16 protein-coding genes are annotated in these 18,905 nt (G+C 45.0%); 3 read left to right on the forward strand and 13 right to left on the reverse strand.

The features are described 5' to 3' along the window. Window positions 1-3: 3 nt before the first annotated feature. A complete protein-coding gene (locus tag K0I73_RS07855; RefSeq protein WP_220064303.1) occupies window positions 4-405 on the reverse strand; it encodes a MerR family DNA-binding protein in 402 nt (133 codons plus the stop codon). Window positions 406-503: 98 nt separating this feature from the next. Here K0I73_RS07855 and K0I73_RS07860 point away from each other — a divergent pair, with 98 nt between their 5' ends. Both K0I73_RS07860 and K0I73_RS07865 read left to right on the forward strand, forming a co-directional pair. Next, window positions 504-2,780, forward strand: a complete 2,277-nt coding sequence (locus K0I73_RS07860) for a heavy metal translocating P-type ATPase (protein ID WP_220063924.1) — start codon at window positions 504-506, stop codon at window positions 2,778-2,780. Between the two features lie 208 nt (window positions 2,781-2,988). After that, window positions 2,989-4,584: an ABC-F family ATPase gene (locus tag K0I73_RS07865; RefSeq protein ID WP_220063925.1), complete on the forward strand. Its 1,596-nt coding sequence runs from the start codon at window positions 2,989-2,991 to the stop codon at window positions 4,582-4,584. A gap of 83 nt (window positions 4,585-4,667) precedes the next feature. On the opposite strand, the gene K0I73_RS07870 is transcribed toward K0I73_RS07865, so the two are convergent. Both K0I73_RS07870 and K0I73_RS07875 read right to left on the reverse strand, forming a co-directional pair. Beyond that, window positions 4,668-6,029, reverse strand: a complete 1,362-nt coding sequence (locus K0I73_RS07870) for a leucyl aminopeptidase family protein (RefSeq protein WP_220063926.1) — start codon at window positions 6,027-6,029, stop codon at window positions 4,668-4,670. A gap of 81 nt (window positions 6,030-6,110) precedes the next feature. Beyond that, on the reverse strand, window positions 6,111-6,530 hold the full coding sequence (locus K0I73_RS07875; RefSeq protein WP_220063927.1) for an LETM1 domain-containing protein: 420 nt from the start codon (window positions 6,528-6,530) through the stop codon (window positions 6,111-6,113). A 240-nt stretch (window positions 6,531-6,770) separates the two neighbouring features. Here K0I73_RS07875 and K0I73_RS07880 point away from each other — a divergent pair, with 240 nt between their 5' ends. Then, complete coding sequence (locus tag K0I73_RS07880) at window positions 6,771-7,823, forward strand: NAD(P)H-dependent flavin oxidoreductase (RefSeq protein WP_220063928.1); 1,053 nt, start codon at window positions 6,771-6,773, stop codon at window positions 7,821-7,823. A 74-nt stretch (window positions 7,824-7,897) separates the two neighbouring features. On the opposite strand, the gene K0I73_RS07885 is transcribed toward K0I73_RS07880, so the two are convergent. The 10 genes from K0I73_RS07885 to K0I73_RS07930 form a co-directional block, all read right to left on the reverse strand. Further along, window positions 7,898-8,293: a phosphate ABC transporter substrate-binding protein gene (locus K0I73_RS07885; RefSeq protein WP_220063929.1), complete on the reverse strand. Its 396-nt coding sequence runs from the start codon at window positions 8,291-8,293 to the stop codon at window positions 7,898-7,900. An 11-nt stretch (window positions 8,294-8,304) separates the two neighbouring features. Continuing rightward, window positions 8,305-9,537, reverse strand: coding sequence for a hypothetical protein (locus K0I73_RS07890; protein WP_220063930.1), 1,233 nt, complete (start codon window positions 9,535-9,537; stop codon window positions 8,305-8,307). Window positions 9,538-9,574: 37 nt separating this feature from the next. Further along, complete coding sequence (locus tag K0I73_RS07895) at window positions 9,575-11,191, reverse strand: methyl-accepting chemotaxis protein (RefSeq protein WP_220063931.1); 1,617 nt, start codon at window positions 11,189-11,191, stop codon at window positions 9,575-9,577. Window positions 11,192-11,854: 663 nt separating this feature from the next. Further along, window positions 11,855-12,511 (reverse strand): cupin domain-containing protein, encoded by a 657-nt coding sequence (locus K0I73_RS07900; RefSeq protein ID WP_220064304.1) that lies wholly within the window; start codon window positions 12,509-12,511, stop codon window positions 11,855-11,857. Between the two features lie 30 nt (window positions 12,512-12,541). Beyond that, complete coding sequence (locus tag K0I73_RS07905) at window positions 12,542-13,297, reverse strand: ribonuclease H family protein (RefSeq protein ID WP_220063932.1); 756 nt, start codon at window positions 13,295-13,297, stop codon at window positions 12,542-12,544. Window positions 13,298-13,374: 77 nt separating this feature from the next. Continuing rightward, window positions 13,375-13,890 carry a DUF1415 domain-containing protein gene (locus K0I73_RS07910; protein ID WP_220064305.1) on the reverse strand — a complete coding sequence of 172 codons (516 nt, stop codon included), beginning with the start codon at window positions 13,888-13,890 and terminating at the stop codon, window positions 13,375-13,377. 75 nt (window positions 13,891-13,965) lie between these two features. Next, on the reverse strand, window positions 13,966-14,562 hold the full coding sequence (locus K0I73_RS07915) for a LysE family translocator (protein ID WP_220063933.1): 597 nt from the start codon (window positions 14,560-14,562) through the stop codon (window positions 13,966-13,968). 382 nt (window positions 14,563-14,944) lie between these two features. Next, entirely contained in the window at window positions 14,945-17,077 is a 2,133-nt protein-coding gene (locus tag K0I73_RS07920) for a TonB-dependent receptor (RefSeq protein WP_220063934.1), read from the reverse strand. 249 nt (window positions 17,078-17,326) lie between these two features. Next, a complete protein-coding gene (locus K0I73_RS07925) occupies window positions 17,327-18,166 on the reverse strand; it encodes a DUF2797 domain-containing protein (RefSeq protein ID WP_258405321.1) in 840 nt (279 codons plus the stop codon). 201 nt (window positions 18,167-18,367) lie between these two features. Continuing rightward, a complete protein-coding gene (locus tag K0I73_RS07930; protein WP_220063935.1) occupies window positions 18,368-18,865 on the reverse strand; it encodes a glycine cleavage system transcriptional repressor in 498 nt (165 codons plus the stop codon). Between the last annotated feature and the right edge of the window lie 40 nt (window positions 18,866-18,905).

Here is an 18,905-nt window from a genome sequence, read left to right on the forward strand (position 1 = left end):
AGCTTAAGATGATGTCGGTGACTTAGCACTGAGCTCCTTTAAAATGGCACAATCAGGTTGTTCTCCGCCTGCGCAGGCATGGATCAATTCGCTGAGTTGTTGTTTGAGGTTATGTAGTTGTGCTATGCGACGATTAACCTCTTGCAAGTGAATATTAGCAATCTGTTTGACATCTTCCGCGCTACGGGATTTATCGCTTTTAAGGCTTAAAAGTGCGCGACAATCTTCTAAGGTAAAGCCTAGTTCACGGCAGTGATGCAGAAAATGTAATTCATCTATCTGAGCCGTACCGTAACTGCGGTAGCCATTAGCCCCTCGCTCGGCGCAGACTAAGCCAATATCGTGGTAATAACGAATACTTTTTACCGATAGGCCTGTTTGTTTCGCTACTTCACCGATTTTAATCATATTTATGTTCCGGCTTATTGACTCTCCCGTTGGGGGAGCGTTTATTCTGAATAATATCTCAATATAGTTAGCATTGGTCAACGAGGAAAGTTTCTATGGATAAGCTCATTTTTTACGTGCCAACGATGAATTGTGCCAGCTGTGTGGCAAAAATCACCAAGGCGATGGACGCAATAGTGCCGTCCGATAGTCAAAGTATCGAGACCATGGTTAATCTCGCCGATAAGCAAGTGATTGTGACTGGGGTTGATGATGCTGACATGGTCGCCAAGGTGCTCGATAGGGCTGGATATCCAGGTAAGCAGGTCATAGATCAGCAGCTGGCGATAACCCAGCGCCAAGAGAATGAGCACAAAGAGTACCGTAAAAGGTTGTTGCAATCGATAGCGGCGTTAGCTGTTGGTATTCCTATGATGTTATGGGGAATATTGGGTAATGAGATGATGGTCAATACTTCAGGTCAACAGTTGGCTTGGGGAGCGATGGGACTTATTACACTCTTGCTGATGGTGTTTACGGGCGGGCATTTTTATCAAGGTATGTACAGTGCGCTTAAGGCAAAAAGTGCCAATATGGACACGCTTATTGTTTTGGGTACCAGTACTGCTTGGCTCTACTCCATGATGGTGGTCCTTATACCTCAGTGGTTTCCACAAGAGACCCGTCATGTCTATTTCGAAGCGAGCGTGATGATCTTAGGTTTGATTAACTTAGGCCATGGGATGGAGTTGCGTGCGCGTGGTAAAACCAGCGAGGCAGTGAGTAAGCTTATTGGCCTGCAGCCAACCAGTGCGGTTCGGGTTAGCGATAATGGTGACGAAACAGTTGATATCAAACAGATTAACATTGGCGATAGGTTGCGTTTAAAGCCTGGGGATAGAGTGGCACTCGATGGCAGGGTAACTGAAGGCGATGCGTTGATTAATGAGGCGATGCTGACTGGAGAGCCTGTACCTGTGAATAAAAATCCAGGTGATAGCTTAAGTGCTGGGACGGTAAGTGAAAATGGTAGCCTGATTTATCAAGTGATCGCCAGTCATCAAGAGACTAAATTGGCCAAAATTATTGCGTTAGTGCAGCAGGCGCAAACCTCTAAACTGCCGATAGGGCGCCTTACCGATCAGATAGCCGCGTATTTCGTACCAGCTGTGGTGATTATCGCTATTGTGGCCTCTGCAACTTGGTTTTTCATCGGCCCTGCGCCGCAGTTGAGTCACGCGCTAGTGGTGCTAACTTCAGTGCTTATCATCGCCTGTCCCTGCGCATTAGGTCTGGCGACACCTATGTCTATCATGGTGGCAGTCGGCCGCGCGGCGCAGATAGGTGTGCTGCTTAAAAATGGTGAAGCGCTGCAAACCGCGAGTAAAGTCACGACTGTTATATTAGATAAAACCGGCACCATCACAGAGGGAAAACCTGCGGTAACCGATGTGGTTAACCTCTCTGCTGATAAGTGTGGAGAGCAACTTGATGACAATAAACTGCTGGCGCTATTTGCCAGCGCTCAGCAGCGCTCCGAGCATCCTTTAGCCAGCGCAATATTAGCCTATGCAAGCGAGAAGGGATTGAGCCTGTACGAGCCTGAACACTTTACCAATATTAAGGGCCAAGGCATTAGCGCCGATATTGAGGGTTATGCCATTGTGGCGGGAAATGAGAAGCTGATGACCGAAAAAGGGATTGACGGTTTAGACAGTGTCGCCTCCCTGGTCAATGAGTTAGCGGCGAAAGGTAAAACGCCGATCTATTTAGCCCTTGATGGACAGTTGGCCGCGATGGTGGCGGTGGCCGATCCGATAAAACCAGATGCTAAGGCCGCAATTACCGCAATGTTGACCCAAGGACTAAAAGTGGTGCTGCTCAGTGGAGATAACAAGCATACCGCCAAAGCGGTGGCGAGTCAGGTGGGGATTATTGATGTCGTTGCAGAGGTTAGTCCCGAGCAAAAACAGCAGCTGGTGCTCGAGCGTAAGCAAGCTGGTGAAGTGGTGGCCATGGTTGGTGATGGCATTAACGATGCGCCAGCGCTTGCTGAGGCAAATGTGGGTATTGCGATGGGAAGCGGTACAGAGATCGCGATAGAAAGTGCCGATATCACCTTACTCTCCGAGCGCGTGATGACGTTAGCCGATACTTTCATATTGTCCAAAGCGGCCATGGTCAACATTAAACAAAATCTGTTTGGCGCCTTTATTTATAACACCTTAGGGATCCCAATTGCCGCAGGTGTACTGTTTCCTGTTACCGGATGGTTGTTGAGTCCTGTGGTTGCTGGCGCGGCCATGGCGCTTTCATCGCTAACCGTCGTCACTAACGCCAATCGCCTTAGAAGGGTAAAGCTGAGTGATTCTCAAGCTACTTTGACTAAATAACTCGCGGCGTTGTCGTTAGCGCTTATCGTTTTAGCGCGAGTTAAAGTTGCTAAATTTAGCCTAAATCGCTATAGTAGCGCGCTTTAATTTGTCCTTTTTAGCGCGCTTTTTAATCAGGTGGTGATCGATAGGGTTTATACTATCGTTTGCTAGGTTAGATTTTGAGTAGCTAGCAGCGCTTCGCTTAACTAAATTTCGGAATTTCACATTGATCACTACAGCTAATATCACCATGCAGTTTGGCTCAAAGCCGCTGTTTGAAAACATCTCAGTTAAATTTGGCGGCGGCAATCGTTACGGTCTTATCGGCGCTAATGGTTGTGGTAAGTCAACCTTTATGAAGATCTTAGGCGGAGAGCTTGAGCCAACCTCAGGCAACGTATCACTCGATGTCAACGAGCGTCTGGGTAAATTGAGCCAGAACCAGTTTGGTTATGAAGAGTTTAATGTGGTTGATACCGTGATCATGGGACATGCTGAACTTTGGAAAGTCAAGCAAGAGCGTGACCGTATCTACTCTTTACCTGAAATGACCGAAGAAGATGGCATTAAAGTCGCTGAGCTTGAGATGGAATTTGCCGAGATGGACGGTTATACCGCAGAGTCTCGCGCAGGTGAATTACTGTTAGGTGTGGGTATTCCGCTAGAGCAACACTTTGGCTTAATGAGCGAAATCGCTCCTGGTTTTAAGCTACGTGTGTTACTCGCTCAGGCACTATTTAGCGATCCTGATGTATTACTGCTCGATGAGCCTACCAACAACTTGGATATCGACACCATCCGTTGGTTGCAAGAGATGCTTAATCAGCGTAACAGCACAATGATCATCATCTCCCATGATAGATATTTCTTAAACTCTGTGTGTACACATATGGCTGACTTGGATTACGGTGAACTACGTGTTTATCCAGGTAACTACGATGAGTACATGATGGCGGCAAACCAAGCTCGTGAACGTCTGTTATCGGATAACGCTAAGAAGAAAGCGCAGATCTCTGAGCTTCAGGGCTTCGTTGCTCGTTTCTCTGCAAACGCTTCAAAAGCTAAGCAAGCGACTTCACGTGCTAAGCAGATCGATAAGATCAAACTTGAAGAGGTAAAAGCCTCTAGCCGGGTGAATCCATTTATTCGTTTCGAACAGGAAAAGAAACTGTTCCGTAATGCGTTAGTGGTTGAAGAGTTGAATAAAGGGTTCGACCAAGGTCCTTTGTTCAAAGACTTCAATCTGATTGCCGAAGTGGGTGAGCGTATCGCGGTACTAGGTGAAAACGGTGTGGGTAAGACCACCATGTTACGGACCCTTATTCATGATATTCCGCAAGATAGCGGTACTATCCAATGGTCTGAAAACTCTGCTATCGGTTATTACGCTCAGGATCATGAGTCAGATTTTGAAAACGACATGACATTGTTCGATTGGATGAGCCAGTGGCGTAAACCAGAAGATGATGATCAGAGCGTTCGTGGTTATTTAGGCCGCATGCTATTTGGTTCTGATGATATCAAGAAGTCTGTCAAAGTGCTATCTGGTGGTGAGAAGGGCCGCATGTTGTTTGGTAAGCTGATTATGCAAAAGCCAAACATCTTGGTCATGGATGAGCCAACCAACCACTTGGATATGGAATCGATTGAATCGCTCAACAATGCGCTAGAGATGTATGAAGGCACATTGTTGTTTGTCAGTCACGACCGCGCATTTGTATCATCACTAGCAACTCGCATTATCGAGATCACCGCCGATGGCGTAAACGATTTCAGAGGCACGTATGATGAGTTCCTGCGCAGCAAAGGCGTAGATGCTTAAATCTTAATCGCGCTCGCTAAATTAAATAAAAAAGCCCAAGGCAGTTAATCTACCTTGGGCTTTTTGTATCTGTCGCTAAATGGCTATTTAGCGAAGCGTTGATTTAGATATTTAAATACCGCACGAATACCGAATGCTTCACCGCCAATAGGGCGACCCGGCAATTTACGGTTATTCCATGCCATTACGTCAAAATGACTCCAGCTAATATCCTCATCGACAAATGCTTCAAGGTAGAGTGCAGCCGTGATAGCGCCGCCAAACGGCGTCTTACCGCAGTTGGCTAAATCGGCAATGTCACTACCTGTTTGATCAAAGTAAGGCTTGTGTAGCGGCATGCGCCAGACGGGATCTTCAACATCAAGGCCTGCGGCGGTTAAACCCGTGGCGACCTCATCATCATTGCTGAAAAAGCCGGGAAGTTCTGTACCCAAGGCGATACGCATAGCACCGGTTAAGGTGGCAAAATCGATGAGTAGCTCAGGCTTATCATTGTTGGCCTCAGCAAGCGCATCACACAAGACTAAGCGGCCTTCGGCATCGGTATTATCAATCTCAACGGTCAGGCCTTTGCGAGTGGTGATCACATCTCCTGGACGGAATGCATTGGCAGACACCGCGTTTTCAACCGCAGGGACTAATACACGCAAGCGGATAGGCAGATTGCTGGCCATAATTTGATGGGCTAAGCCAATTACGTGAGCGGCGCCGCCCATATCTTTCTTCATCAAGCGCATGCCTGCACCAGGTTTGAGATCTAGCCCGCCAGAGTCGAAGCAAACCCCTTTACCTACGAGAGTGACTTTAGGGGCATCTTCATCACCCCAAGTTAAGTCGATAAGGCGTGGAAGGTTCTCACTGGCGCGTCCGACCATATGAATAGTCGGGTAATTTTTATCGATAAGCTCATCGCCTACGATCTGAGTGACGCTAGCGCCAAACTCATCGGCTAAGGCTTCCATGGTTTGTGCTAGATGCTGTGGCATCATGTCGGCGGCGGGGGTATTAACCAAATCTCGTACTATGGCGACCGAGCGAGTGAGCTTTAATGTTTGCTCTACTATGGTGTCGCTATTAATGACCAGTGTTGGATATTGCTTGTCATTTTGCTTATAGCGATCGAACTTATAGGCACCGAGTGCCCAGCTGAAAGCGGCAGTTTTGAGCTGCTCGTCACTGGCATCAAGATAGTAATGATTCTCGGGTAACTCATTGACGATATCGCCGAAGATCCAATAAGAATCGATCTCCTTAGTAACATAAATAACCTGCGCAATTGCGCCGTCTGTGTTTGGAATAATACTCAGGCCTTTGCCGCTAAACTTAGTGTTGTTTAGCCAGTTTTGTTGCGGGGCAGGCTGTTTGGTTAGCCAAGTAGGGTAATCATGAGTCGCTATTATCGAAAGGGGGATCCCTTCAGTACCAGATAGAAGTAGTTGGGTCATTGGGTACCATCTTATGTCAGTGTGTAAGGTCAAAAATTACCTAAGATTAGCATGCTGGGGTAGAGAGGTGAAAGCGATGACTTATTTACTGCTGACTTTTTCAACAGTGCGTTTATGTTGTTGGGCCATGCGCCCAAGATGGGCTTTTCGCTCAGATAAGTTATTGAAAGAACTAGGAAGCACTTCGACGCCAACCCATTTACCTAGCTTGACCACCACTGGGATAGTAATGGGGGCGAATGGCAACACCGCAAAGACACCAAGGCCCAGACCTTTGACAAGATCGGCAAGCTGCATATTCGCTAGCTTTAACTCCTCTTTACTCGCTTGTTTGCGACTATAGCGCTTATAGGTGACCAACATATCTTTGGTTTCCTGTTTCTCCTGCGCTAAAGCGTCCTTGAGCACTAACATGTCACGTTTTAAACGCAGCCCAAAACGGCGACGACTAATGCGTATCACTCTCAAAGGCGCTTTGTGTATTTTACGGTAAAATTTCATGAGCTGATTGTCTCATAAGCCAGAGTGAAGACATATCTTTATATGTGAGCTTGTTACGCTTTTTTCGATATCAGCATCATGTCATTACTGATACAAGCTAGTCTCAGCGCATCGAGTAATACTTCATCTTATTTAGTGGAGTAGCTTTAGTTACGGATATTTGGATCTTAAGCGTACTCCAGTTAAACTTGGCCAAATTTAGGTATTTATTTTTACTGGGATATTAAAAAGGAACTGCTCATGCCTCATGGAATAGAAGCACTCTTGGATATCAAACTGCCAATTATTCAAGCGCCCATGGCGGGGGTTCAAGATAGTGAATTAGCAATAGCGGTTTGTCAAGCGGGGGCGTTGGGCTCCTTACCTTGTGCCATGTTAAATGCTGAGCAATTGCAACAACAAATTGGCCAGTTAAAGGCGGCGATCAATGGGCCTTTTAATCTCAACTTTTTTTGTCATCAGATGCCAGAGGATAGTCCTGCGATTCAAGATAAGTGGCGCGCAAGGCTGCAAGGCTATTTCGACGAATTAGCCATACCTGATGAACAGAAAAACAGCGCACCAACAAGAATGCCGTTTAGCCATGAGATTGCCGATGTGATTGAACCTTTCTCTCCGCCTATCATCAGTTTTCATTTTGGTTTACCCGAAAAAGCATTGATGAATCGCATAAAAGGCTGGGGGACAAAAGTCATCTCAACGGCGACCACTTTAGCTGAGGCCAAGTGGCTTCAACTAAACGGGGTTGATGCTATCATCGCTCAAGGTGTCGAGGCAGGCGGTCACAGGGGGATGTTTTTAACTGAGGATTTGAGCACACAAGTTGGATTGTTTAGCCTATTGGGTCAACTTAAAGGGCAAATAGAGGTGCCCATTATTGCCGCTGGCGGTATTGGTGATAGTGAGAGTGTACAAGCGGCCTTACTGCTTGGTGCCAGTGCGGTTCAGGTGGGCACGGCTTACCTATTGTGTCATCAAAGTAAAACTAGCCAGCTTCATCGTGATGCTCTGCAAAGTGAGAGGCGATACCATAGCGCATTAACGACACTGTTTTCTGGCAAACCAGCAAGAGGAATCGTCAATCGAGTGATGCATGAACTGGGGCCACTTAATCCATTAGTGCCGCCATTCCCTTACGGTGGGGCGGATATGGCGGTCTTACGTCAGTACGCTGAACGCATGGGTAAAGATGATTTTTCACCACTGTGGAGCGGTCAGAATCCCGATGCTTGTCAGTCTATTTGTGCCACCAAGCTGACCTATCAGTTAGCTGAAAATTTACGAGAGAATTAAGATTTTTAGATGAAAAAAACAGCCTGTTAGGAATTGCGAACAGGCTGTTTTTTAGCGATAAGAGTTTCTTCTAATTATGGTTTAAGAATGACTTTTACTGTGTCATCTAGATCGGCTTCATCTATATAACCAATAGCATTGGGATTTGCTGCAATCGTTGATTTCATTGCAGAGGCACTACTAAGTGTTGCAGGAGGGTTTCCTTTACCAGTAAATACCTGTTTGGACCAAAAAGCCTTCAACTGAGAGTCTGATTTGCCCGTTACTTTACTGTGAAACTCTGAACGCGCGGGATTTCCTTCCTCGAGTTCGTAGACTGTCGCAGAGGATGCGCCTTTACCTAAAAATGCTTTCTTAGCTTCAGATGCGGAAATATCACTGGCCCCTGGAGCACCAATAACAACAACTGCAGCCTCTGCCGACATGGCAACAGCAAGACTAAGCGCGATAATTGATAATATATTTTTCATTATTGCGCTCCTTAAAATACGACATCAAACTTAACGGTATACACCGTTACGTCATCATATTGCTGAAGAATGTTACTTTGGAAACCTCCAGATGTGTCACCGAAGTCGTTTGCATAGGTAACATCGAATTTAAGTGCCAGATTATCGAGTGCATCCCAACGAAGGCCAGCACTATAAGCCGTTCGTTGACCATTGAATATTGCGGCAATCAATGCACTTTGTGCATCAACAACCACTCTTTCATTATCATCTTGTGACTCATAGTAAGCCGCCGTAATGTAGGGTGTAAATGCATTGATACGATAACCGAGAGTAACGTAACCTGAATCTACATCGGTATATTTGCCATCGACCTCACTGCGAGTCCACTCGGTGATAGCTAAGAATTGTCCGTTGTCATAACTTGCACCAACACCACTAAAGGTTGCTTTTTCATTGTCGAGTGTCAGTAATGTTAACTGAGCATCGATTTCAATAGGAAGACCTGATGAGGGATCTTGTGATGGAATTTTTATCGTTCTTGAGATTGAACCATCTAATGTTGTTTGTCCATATACTGCACGTAATGTCCAGGTTTCATCAGTCCACATCACATTTGCACCTATGATGTTTTTGATGTCGGTATTATCTTCTTCTGATTCGCCCCCAAAGGCTTGTATCGTCAGCGTCGAATCATCAAATTCAACATCATAGCTGACATCGCCACCGATGTAAGTCGTGAAGGGGACAGCTCCATAAACTTCTTCAGGAGGCCGGGCGAAAGGTTGAGCGTATCCAACGTCTAGGTAATCTGAGTACATAAATAATGGAACACGTAGTTTGCCCCCTCGTATCTGCACACCGTTGTTAAATCGGTGAGAAACGTATGCCCACTCTGCTTCAACATCCCAGTCGTTTTCACCTTTCATCATCAGTTGCATGACAGCCTGAGTTTGGTCACTGATACTGAAGGTTGCTTGAAATCCTAATTTACTCTCTTCACTAAAGTCAGCGGAAGTACTTGTGCCTAAGTAGCCAGAGTTATTGTCGGCAGTGACGTAGGCACCGCTCATGAAGCCATTAAATGTAAAGCTGTCAGTTAAACTTGCCGTTTGTTGTTTTTGTAAGTCTCTTACTTGTTGCTCTAGCTGCGCTATTCTCTCTTCTGTTGCTTCATCAGCTAACACTTGTGACGGTAGCAGGACGGCTGTAATAGCGAGTGGTAAAGCTTTTAGCGCGAAATGTAACGGGTGTCGTATGTGCATTTTATTTCCCTCGATAAGGTCTTTTTAGAATAAATAGTTAAACTCTGAATTGTTCAGTAATCGTCCGTAGCTGTTTGCTGACGTTTTCTATGTCGTAACTCACCCCACCTAACTCGTCGGTGGTTACTTTTACTTTCTGCGCATTGCTTTCTATTTCTGCAACGAATTGTTGTATTAATTCCGAAGTAGTGTGTTGCTCTTCTGTTGCCGCAGCAATTTGTTCATTAACGACGACAATGGCACTGACTTTGTCAGTAATACTGAGGAGGGCTTCACCTGCGAGAGAAGTGCTTTTAACACCGTCATCAGCGGTTTCTATGCCTCGTTGCATAGCCTCTACAGCCTGTGTTGATGTTGTGCTAAGTTCTTGCAGAACTTGTTGGATCTCTTCGGTCGATGTTTGTGTTCTAGATGCTAATGTTCTAACTTCATCGGCAACAACCGCAAAGCCTCGGCCTTGCTCACCAGCTCTCGCTGCTTCAATTGCTGCATTGAGGGCGAGGAGATTTGTCTGTTCCGCTATGCCTCTGATGGTATTGAGAATATTGTGGACGTTACTGGTAAATGCATCTAATTGGTTGACGACAACGGCTGTTGTTCTTACTTCTTCGGATAGTCGGTTGATAGTGGCAATAGCGTTGGCGACAACCGTTTGTCCTCGCTGTGCCTCTTGATTGGCATCGTCGGCTTCAGATGCTGCATTGGTTGCATATGCAGCAATATGTTCAACGCTGACGAACATCTCTCGCATCGCATTTGAAATTTTGCTCACCGATTCATTTTGTTCTGATACTGACAGTTCACTGTGTTTACAGCTGGTTAATAGAGAATTTGATACCAGTCCTAAACTTTCTGTGGTTTTTTGTGTGTCAGCGATAGAGGACTGTAATTTTGACACGAACTGATTAAACCAATGTACTAATGCTGCGATTTCATCTTTCCCGTCATACTGAATCCGAGCTCTTAGGTCGCCTTCACCCTCGGAAATATTTCTCAGCGAGTCGGTGACATTATTGATCGTGACGATAATAGATCGATTGACAAAGAAGCCAACGACAATGAGGAACATTGATGCGGCAATACCTATCGTTAACATTGATATGGAGGCTCGTTCTGAACTATCTAAGGTATTTTGAATCGAGCGTTCAAATTGATCTGAAAAACTAAGCTGCTTTCCATTGAACTGTTTGAGAAGTTTGTTATACCGATCAGCATTATTAGCCGCTTGATTCTTGATTAGATTAAAATCGACATCATCTTTTAAAAATTCAGCCACTAAGCTCTTGGCATTGCGATGGTAAACAATAAGTTCTTCACGCATTGCTTGTGCTTCGTTTGATTCTTCTGGTAGTAGTTGACTGATATTATTTAAGTTATCACCGATTTGCTTAATCATTTTATCAACGATGATAAGAGTGTCTTCTTCACCTGTGGTGACCGCAGATTGAATATTTTGTTCCAGTTGGATCATTAAGCCTTCGTTGACGGTTGCCAGTTTCATTACGGGAAATAGTTGCTCATTAACGCGGTTTAGACGCTGGGCGTTGTCTTGAACGCTGTTGTTATTGATCACGAGAGAAATAATGAAAGATAAGATGGCTACAAGTGTTAACAACACGATTCGATGTTTGATTTTTAGCATGTTTAAATTCATATTTAAAACCTTTAGTTGGCTCTATTTGGCACTGATGTCAACTAAACTAAAATCGTGTATACAATTGATTTATATTTAGTTTAATGGAAATTAAAATAAAGTTAGCGCTACATAGGTACTAGTATAAAATCGACCTTTAAGCAATCTTATCTTTATAATTAATGGCTAAATTTATTTGAAACGGAGAAAAGAGGTCGTGATAATAAAAGAGGCGGATAAATATGTTTATGGTCTGCTAAGCAAAACCTTTCCATGTAAATTGTAGTCACTTTACTATGCTTTTTTATGAGGCATAGGTGGGGCTCTCTTCCTTAAGTAACTTGTTTTGATAAGAGGGAATATTAATCATGTTTTCCCTTAGCTTTCCACAACAATTAGTTCAGCCTTTAACTTAGTTATAATCACGAAGACTTGACTCAAAGTTAAACCAATACAGTTTATTAACTGTGCCTTGTTACTAATGTTTACAGGCGTTTATTTTATACTTTGCGTCTAAGTATGTACACAACTATGTAACAATTTGTGTCAGCTTTTAGCATTGGCGCCACTTCAGCGAAGATAATACAAGGCTTGCGAAGTTGAATCGTTAATTGATACGACAATAGCGCCAGCACGTTATGCCCTGATGAGGAAAAACGAAAATATTATATCTGACTGTGCAGACTAATAATCTATTGGGAGATGTCCGGTTTTAACCCAGATGATGGTGTCTTGTTCCACAAAGGGGAAATGCTGGCTCATATGTGGGCTACGGAGCCAAGTGCCTTTTGGGTAAGTGCCAAATTCATCGCAAAATGTGCCTGCAAGAACCAAGATCTCCTCACCACCAAAATGGCGATGAGGCTGGAATCGCTCGCCCTTTGGCCACTTAACTAAGGCGACATGTTGATGTTCAAACTGATGTAATTCCATCACTTGAAGTCCGCCAATGCCCGCTTGCCAAGGCGTATTGCGGGTATCAAGCCTAACCGTCGTTGTATCTCTAGGAGCAAACTGATTGAGCTTGACCAACAGGGTGCTGCCCTGTTGGCTAAAGGGGGCATGATGACTACCAGGAGGATTGCGGATATAACTCCCTTGAGGATAATCGCCATGTTCGTCAGAGAACACACCATCAAGGACCAATATCTCCTCGCCTAAAGGATGATTATGGGTCGCAAAGGCCGAACCTGCTTCATATTTCACTATGCTGGTCGTGTGTCCAGACTCTTTGGCTTCACGCTCAAGGGGCTTGCGCCACACGCCCTTAGCTGGACTCGGCTGCCACGCCTGCTGCGCAGTATCGATAACTAATCGCTCAGTAAAGTCCATGTTAATCATCATTATTTCCTGTGTGTGGAGAGTGAGCCATTATCCTGCCCGTAAGGCCAAAATGTCGGCGAGAACGAAAGGCTCAGGATAGCGGATGAAATCCCGGCTTTGTTGATCAACTGCGTAGATTGACATACGGTCGGCGAGTTCATTTCCTTCAATACCCACATGAGCGGCCACATGGGAAATGATGAGCTTCTCTTTAAGGCTGTCATAGAGTGCATGGGCGCTTTGGATGATCGTTAAGTTGGCGATATCACCAGCGGTTTTTCGCTTCCAGCCTTTGGCCTTCCAGCCATATGCCCAGTTGGTAATACAATTAATGGAATACTGCGAATCACTATGAATATGCACGCTGTGTCCTTGTTCAAGCTCAGTTTTTGCAATTAACAATGCTTGGTATAGTGCATTTAATTCGGCCGTATTATTGGTGCCATTGGGATTATATAAACCATACCAAAGTTCAGAGAGTTTGCCATGGCGATAGAGCGCGAGTCCCGAGCCAGCTTTACCTGGATTTGGCTCACAACCGCCATCGGTGTAAATATCGACATCACTATTGGCTATAGCGCTAGTGGCACTGACGCTTTTTGTGGCTGTTTTTGTGACGGTTTTAGTTGGCGATTTAGTTTGGCGTGAGCTGCCTTTGCCGAAGGCGGCTTTTGCTTCGGCTTCGGTTTTAAAGGATTTGTATCTGGCGCCAGCAAACCCATCGACTAGGGCTTTCGTTTGCGGCCAACTGGTAAAAATACCCGTTTCTCGTCCAGCCCAAACGACATAATATTTAGTTGCCATCTTTGTCCCATCTATTTCTAATAGTTAGCTTAAATAAGCCTAGCCCAATCAATTCAAGCTTAAATTAATACTGTATTTTATTGCTTGCAGCTTTGTAACAGTTTGACGAAGAACTCACTGCCTTTACGCTCGGCGAAGGCAATATTACGCTCTGGGATTGATTCTGGATCATTGTACTGCGCCAAGGCCTTTTCCATGCTTTCTTCGCGAATAATATGCAGCGTTGGATAGGGGGCTCTATTGGTGTAATTCGCAGCACTATCTTGAGGTTCGCCATCGAAGCAATAATCTGGATGGAAGCTAGCCAGCTGATAAACACCTTCATATCCTTGTTCGATAAGCAGGTCATTGGCGATATCTACTAGATCAAGATAGAGATAAAAGCCTTCAAATCCTTGCGGCAGAATAAACAGGGTGGTTTCTAACTGTGGATGAGCATCGAGAAACTGGCATTCATCGATAAGGACAGTTAATACATGATCAAGTTTTTTCTTTTCAATCACTTGATAACGAATCGAGTCCCTCATGACCTCCTGACGTGCGAACGGACAGATATTGTATTTCATGATGACGCGCTCCACCCAATTTTCCATTTCGGTTGCAATGGCTTGGGTAAACTCATCAGAGGCTGGTCGCTGCAGTGTCACCTTATTTCTCCACTATCACATTTAATTAGGCGTGATCATAGGGACGATAGACAGCACAAGCAATAGTGCCATAGTGATGTTAAACCATTTTTGTTGATGTTGGTTTTTTAGTAGGCGTTTTAAAGCAACACCAAAACCTAACCAGACAATGGCACAGGGAAACGCAACGCTCAGAAAGACGCTCGCTATGGTGACTACTTGGGGCGTTAGTGGCAGATCGATTGAGGTGAAGGTTGCGACGGCGCCAACAGCCATTATCCAACCTTTTGGGTTAACCCATTGAAAAGCCGCAGCTTGAACAAAACTCAGTGGTTTACTGGTCTGTTTGCCCTCCATTTTGCTACTACTGTTGGCGATAAGCCAAGCAAGATAGAGTAGATAGGTGATCCCCACATATTTAATGACCAAATGGAGTATTGGATAACTTTGAAAGAGAGCGCTTAGCCCCATGCCAATTGCCAGCACCATGCATGGGAATCCAATACAGATCCCTGCTAAGTGAGGCAAACTTGCTTTCACCCCAAAATTGACCCCTGAGCTCATTAACATAATGTTATTTGGGCCAGGAGTGATTCCAGATGAAAACGCAAACAGCGCAATGGCAAAAATCAGTTCCATTAATCCTTCAATCTCTTCAACGCGATAATCAACAAAGTATGATCGCCGACATTTATCTTCCTGACCAGCAAAATATTCTCAGAGGCGAGTGCTTTTTACAATTAGCTGAAAATTAGAGGGTTGTGGGGACTTTTAACATTCGAATGGCAAATGGGTTGCCTGAAATGTCTCTCGAAAATCTACAGTCATATGTTGCATTAGGCATAACAATATTGCGGCAGAAGGTTAGCCGAAGTTTAATGATTTTTACTAAATAATTGATCTAAAAGCCTCAAAGAATACGTATGGTCTACACTCTCAATGAAGAAAGAAGCGAGTCGAAGAAGGCATCAGTCGATGAGCTAAGCCTTCTTCGATCTATGGTTAGCTAAAAAGATGAGGATTAAAAGTGAACCTTGACCCCAACATTAACCGTGGTACCTAGGCCTTTGGTGTTATAGCCTTTGTAGGTGTATGCTTGAGAGCGCGCCGAGTAGTAATCTTGATTGAGCAAGTTCTCTACCCCAAGGCTAAATTGCCATTGTTTCCATTGGTAACTGCCGCTTAAATTTATCAAGTTGTAGGCGCTAATAGGCCCTTGGGCACCGACATATTGGCCATCTAGCTGTTCAAAACGTTTGCGATCGCCTACATACAGATAGTTAACCGTAATATTTGCCTCATCTACAGGTTGCCAATTAAGCGATGTGGTAAATTTAGGGGCTGAGATCACCTGACCATCTAGATAACTATCTTTTTCGGTATCCTTACCCTCTACCCAGCTGTAGCTAAGGCCGGCGCCGAGGTTATCGAGTAGCTGGTAACTGAGCTCCGCTTCATAGCCCCAGATTTTTTGCGGCGATCTTACTGGCATATAGACACCTGTCTGGGCATCATATTTATTACTGGTTCCGAGTTCTGATGTGCTGCGATAGGCGGCAAATTGATAACCTAGATCTTGGTAGCGTCCAGCGAATCCTACTTCATAGTTGTCGACTATCGAGGCTTGGGTTTGGATCAGCGAGATATCATTGACAGTGGCCGTACGCAGTAGGCTACCGAGATCGGAAATATCAGCTCCCTGTGAAAAACTCACAAAAGGGCTGATATATTCTGATGCACTGTAGCGTAGGCCGAGATTGTAAGTGGTCGAGGTAAAGTTGAGTTCACCGCCAGTGACGTCGAAAGGCACGGAGCAGGTTGCTGACGTGCTGCATAGCTTCAGTGTAGTGTAGTCATCGACACTGATATCCACTCTGTCGTGACGTAGGCCTGCCTTTACAATCCAATCATCATGGATCACCCACTTAGTTTGCAGATAAGCCGCCAGATTGCTCATGTCCATCTCGGGAACCCAGATGCGGCCATCATGCAATGGCTGCGAACTGATATCATTGAGGGCGTCTATGCCGTAGATAAAGGTCGCCGCGACATTATCCCAATCGACGACAGTATTGAAGTTGATGCGCAGTCCGCGTTTATTAGAACGGATTAAAGACTGACCACCATCATAACCTTCGCTCGGATTGGCTAACGCCGCCGAGTAGAAAAACATGTTTTCAATTTCTTGGTAATAGGCGTCTAAGGTCAGCTGAGTATTGTCAAATAGTGCCTCGTCTGTGTATTTCAGCATCAGGTTATGGTTACCGCTAGGCCCCTGTGGAACACCGGGTTTATTACCACCACTATTCTTTATTGCATAGGTCTTAACGCCCGAGTTAACACTGCCAGTCACATCCAGCAGATCGGCATTTTGTTGGGCTTCATAGTAGTTGTAGGTGAGTTGCAGTACCTTTTCGCCGTCGAAGTCATAGCTTAATTTAGTGAACAGGTTTTGCGACTTGGTTTCCGACAGACCATAGATGAGGCCAATAATGTCGCCCTCGGCATCATATTCGAGCCCTGTTTCCTCGACTGAACCATTGAGCACGTAGCTAACCTTGTCTAGTGTGCCATTGATGCTTGCGTTATAGCGGTAACCGGCGCTGTCTTCAAACTTAACGGGGCTGAACTTACTCGATGCCGCCAGTTCGATATTGGCCTTATCACCGCTTGATGCTTGCTTAGTTATATAGTTAATGATGCCGCCCGATGCGCCGTTGCCATAGATTGAGGTGGCTCCCTTAATTACCTCAATACGCTCGATAGCGCTGGGGTCGATGGAGCGGATACCAAGCTGACCATTGCGTAGTGGGGTCGATTGCGGCACGCCATCTATCATCACTAATGCTTTACGTCCACGCAGTGTTTGACCTGAGTTGCTTGAGGTGCCAGTGCTGGGAGCCATACCTGGTACGCGAAAAGCTAACATGTTTTGCAGCTCCGAACTGATCTGCATGTCTCGGCTGAGGGTCTTGTTGTCGATTAGGGTAACTGAGGAGGGGACTTCTTCGATACTTTCTACACTGCGACTGCCTGTCACTATGATCCGTTCTATATCGGTGACGTCTGCGACCGCTGAGTTATTGATTAAGCCTAAACAAAACAAGCTGGTGTACAGCGCGATTCTAGACTGTCTCGGGGGAATTTTTTTCATCCGTATTTCTTTTAACGACACTTTAGTCAACATCAAAGATTCCTATTTAATACAGGTAATAATTTGATGCGAATGATATAGATTCTCATTGGTAATTGCAGAGAATTTACATATGTTGCAAGTTTGTTGGTTCATTCGGGGGAGGGGTAGTCTAAATCGTGTTGAGGTTCGCCATAGATGAAAGTGTGGGGATGGATGACTGGGAGAGAAAGGGCCTTGAAAAGCTAGCTCACAAGGCCCTTTAATGGCTTAGTCGGTGCTGAGGTTTATCTCATAAGAGCTAAACTTGCGTAGGTTAATTACCCCTGTATCGAAAATCAGATATTGCCCCTTAATCCCCATTAGCTTACCTGTCACGATTGGATCTTTATCGAAGTTATGGGAGGAAATTTTTGTCGGAAACTCGCTTACTGGATACTCAATAGCAAGGATCGCTTCATCGAGTTGCTCGATGGCGTACTCCCCGTGCTCCATCGACAGTTCATGAATACGTTTTTCGATGTGCGGCAGTAACGCTTTTGCCTGTTCAACTAAATCGAGTGGCTCGGCATTGCCTTTAAGCATGGTGCGCCAATTGGTTTTATCATTGATCATCTTAGCCAGTTCAACTTCGATAAGGCCTGAAAGTTGTCGTGTAGAGACTTTTAAAATAGGCAAACCTTGGGTGGCGCCTTGGTCTATCCAACGTGTAGGAAGCTGAGTATGGCGGGTAATGCCGACTTTTAGGCCTGACGTGTTAGAAAGATATACGTAGTGAGGCACAAAACAGTTAGCCTCTCCCCATTGCGGCTCTCTGCATGTTCCTTGTGCAAAATGACAGGTTTCAGGTTTCATGATGCACATGTCGCAACTCGCCAGTTTTTTCATGCACACAAAGCAGTGTCCTTGAGAAAAACTCTTCTTGGTTTTCTTTTTGCAGTTGCAGCAGTAGATGTTTCCAGTATGGGTCAAAGTCACTTGGCGACCAATAAGCGGATTCATCTCGACTAAGTGCTCTGATAATGGTAGCTGGTAATTGACTTGGCCGTTGGTGTCGAGTGAGGAACGCATCTTGCTGATGTTTCCGATAAGTGGAGCGTTGGGCATCATGATATCCGGAATTAACTAATGAAACTTATGCAGGTGAAAACCTAAGCAAGTTTCATGGTGAATGTGGTTTATAGAGCGAGTATATCAGATTGATGAGTTTATCTTTGATAGGTTTTATCGATTGTATTCGTGATTATCTTCTCCTTGATTGCTTTAGCCCAGCTTATATCGCTGGGCTAAAGGTCGAGATAGCTAGATAGATCAAGCTATGATGTCGAGTACAACATCGTCACCTATGGTGTATAAGGCTTTCGTCAGTTGTTGCTCTGTTGCTTCATCGGGAATATTGAGACTGAAATTAGCCCGAAACAGTTCAACACCTGTGTGACTTGCGGTTTCATAATGGGTGGATAGGCGCTCGATGTTTATTGCTAGTGCATTGATCTTATTTGATATGTCATGAACCAATCCCGGTCTGTCGTAGGCGACTAACGAATAGTGTTTGCTTGGTACTACAGGTGCTGCGTGGCTTGTTTTACTGTAGGTAAGCGTAAGGCCTTCTATACATTCTAAATTTTCTAGTAGTGTTTCCCAATTTGCCGCCGGGACTTCAAGTAGCAATATGGCGGCAAAAATTCCGTCTAGGTGGCGGAGTTCTGAGTCGAGCCAGTTGCCTCCGTGGCGACTGACAATATGGGCTATTTGTTCGACTAATCCTTTTTTATCGGTAACTTGTAGCGTAACTAAATATCGTAACATTTGGTGAAGGCTCCATAAGTAATTGATGACATTTTCTCGC

Origin of the sequence: Shewanella mesophila (genome assembly GCF_019457515.1) — a bacterium.
GTDB classification, from domain to species: domain Bacteria; phylum Pseudomonadota; class Gammaproteobacteria; order Enterobacterales; family Shewanellaceae; genus Shewanella; species Shewanella mesophila.

What these genes read in the sequence shown, in the direction of transcription:
- K0I73_RS07860 (WP_220063924.1), top strand. Translation starts at nt 504, where the DNA reads ATGGATAAGCTCATTTTTTACGTGCCAACGATGAATTGTGCCAGCTGT.
- K0I73_RS07870 (WP_220063926.1), bottom strand. Translation starts at nt 6,029, where the DNA reads ATGACCCAACTACTTCTATCTGGTACTGAAGGGATCCCCCTTTCGATA.
- K0I73_RS07875 (WP_220063927.1), bottom strand. Translation starts at nt 6,530, where the DNA reads ATGAAATTTTACCGTAAAATACACAAAGCGCCTTTGAGAGTGATACGC.
- K0I73_RS07880 (WP_220063928.1), top strand. Translation starts at nt 6,771, where the DNA reads ATGCCTCATGGAATAGAAGCACTCTTGGATATCAAACTGCCAATTATT.
- K0I73_RS07885 (WP_220063929.1), bottom strand. Translation starts at nt 8,293, where the DNA reads ATGAAAAATATATTATCAATTATCGCGCTTAGTCTTGCTGTTGCCATG.
- K0I73_RS07890 (WP_220063930.1), bottom strand. Translation starts at nt 9,537, where the DNA reads ATGCACATACGACACCCGTTACATTTCGCGCTAAAAGCTTTACCACTC.
- K0I73_RS07895 (WP_220063931.1), bottom strand. Translation starts at nt 11,191, where the DNA reads ATGAATTTAAACATGCTAAAAATCAAACATCGAATCGTGTTGTTAACA.
- K0I73_RS07900 (WP_220064304.1), bottom strand. Translation starts at nt 12,511, where the DNA reads ATGATTAACATGGACTTTACTGAGCGATTAGTTATCGATACTGCGCAG.
- K0I73_RS07905 (WP_220063932.1), bottom strand. Translation starts at nt 13,297, where the DNA reads ATGGCAACTAAATATTATGTCGTTTGGGCTGGACGAGAAACGGGTATT.
- K0I73_RS07910 (WP_220064305.1), bottom strand. Translation starts at nt 13,890, where the DNA reads ATGGAAAATTGGGTGGAGCGCGTCATCATGAAATACAATATCTGTCCG.
- K0I73_RS07915 (WP_220063933.1), bottom strand. Translation starts at nt 14,562, where the DNA reads ATGGAACTGATTTTTGCCATTGCGCTGTTTGCGTTTTCATCTGGAATC.
- K0I73_RS07920 (WP_220063934.1), bottom strand. Translation starts at nt 17,077, where the DNA reads ATGAAAAAAATTCCCCCGAGACAGTCTAGAATCGCGCTGTACACCAGC.
- K0I73_RS07925 (WP_258405321.1), bottom strand. Translation starts at nt 18,166, where the DNA reads ATGATGCCCAACGCTCCACTTATCGGAAACATCAGCAAGATGCGTTCC.
- K0I73_RS07930 (WP_220063935.1), bottom strand. Translation starts at nt 18,865, where the DNA reads ATGTTACGATATTTAGTTACGCTACAAGTTACCGATAAAAAAGGATTA.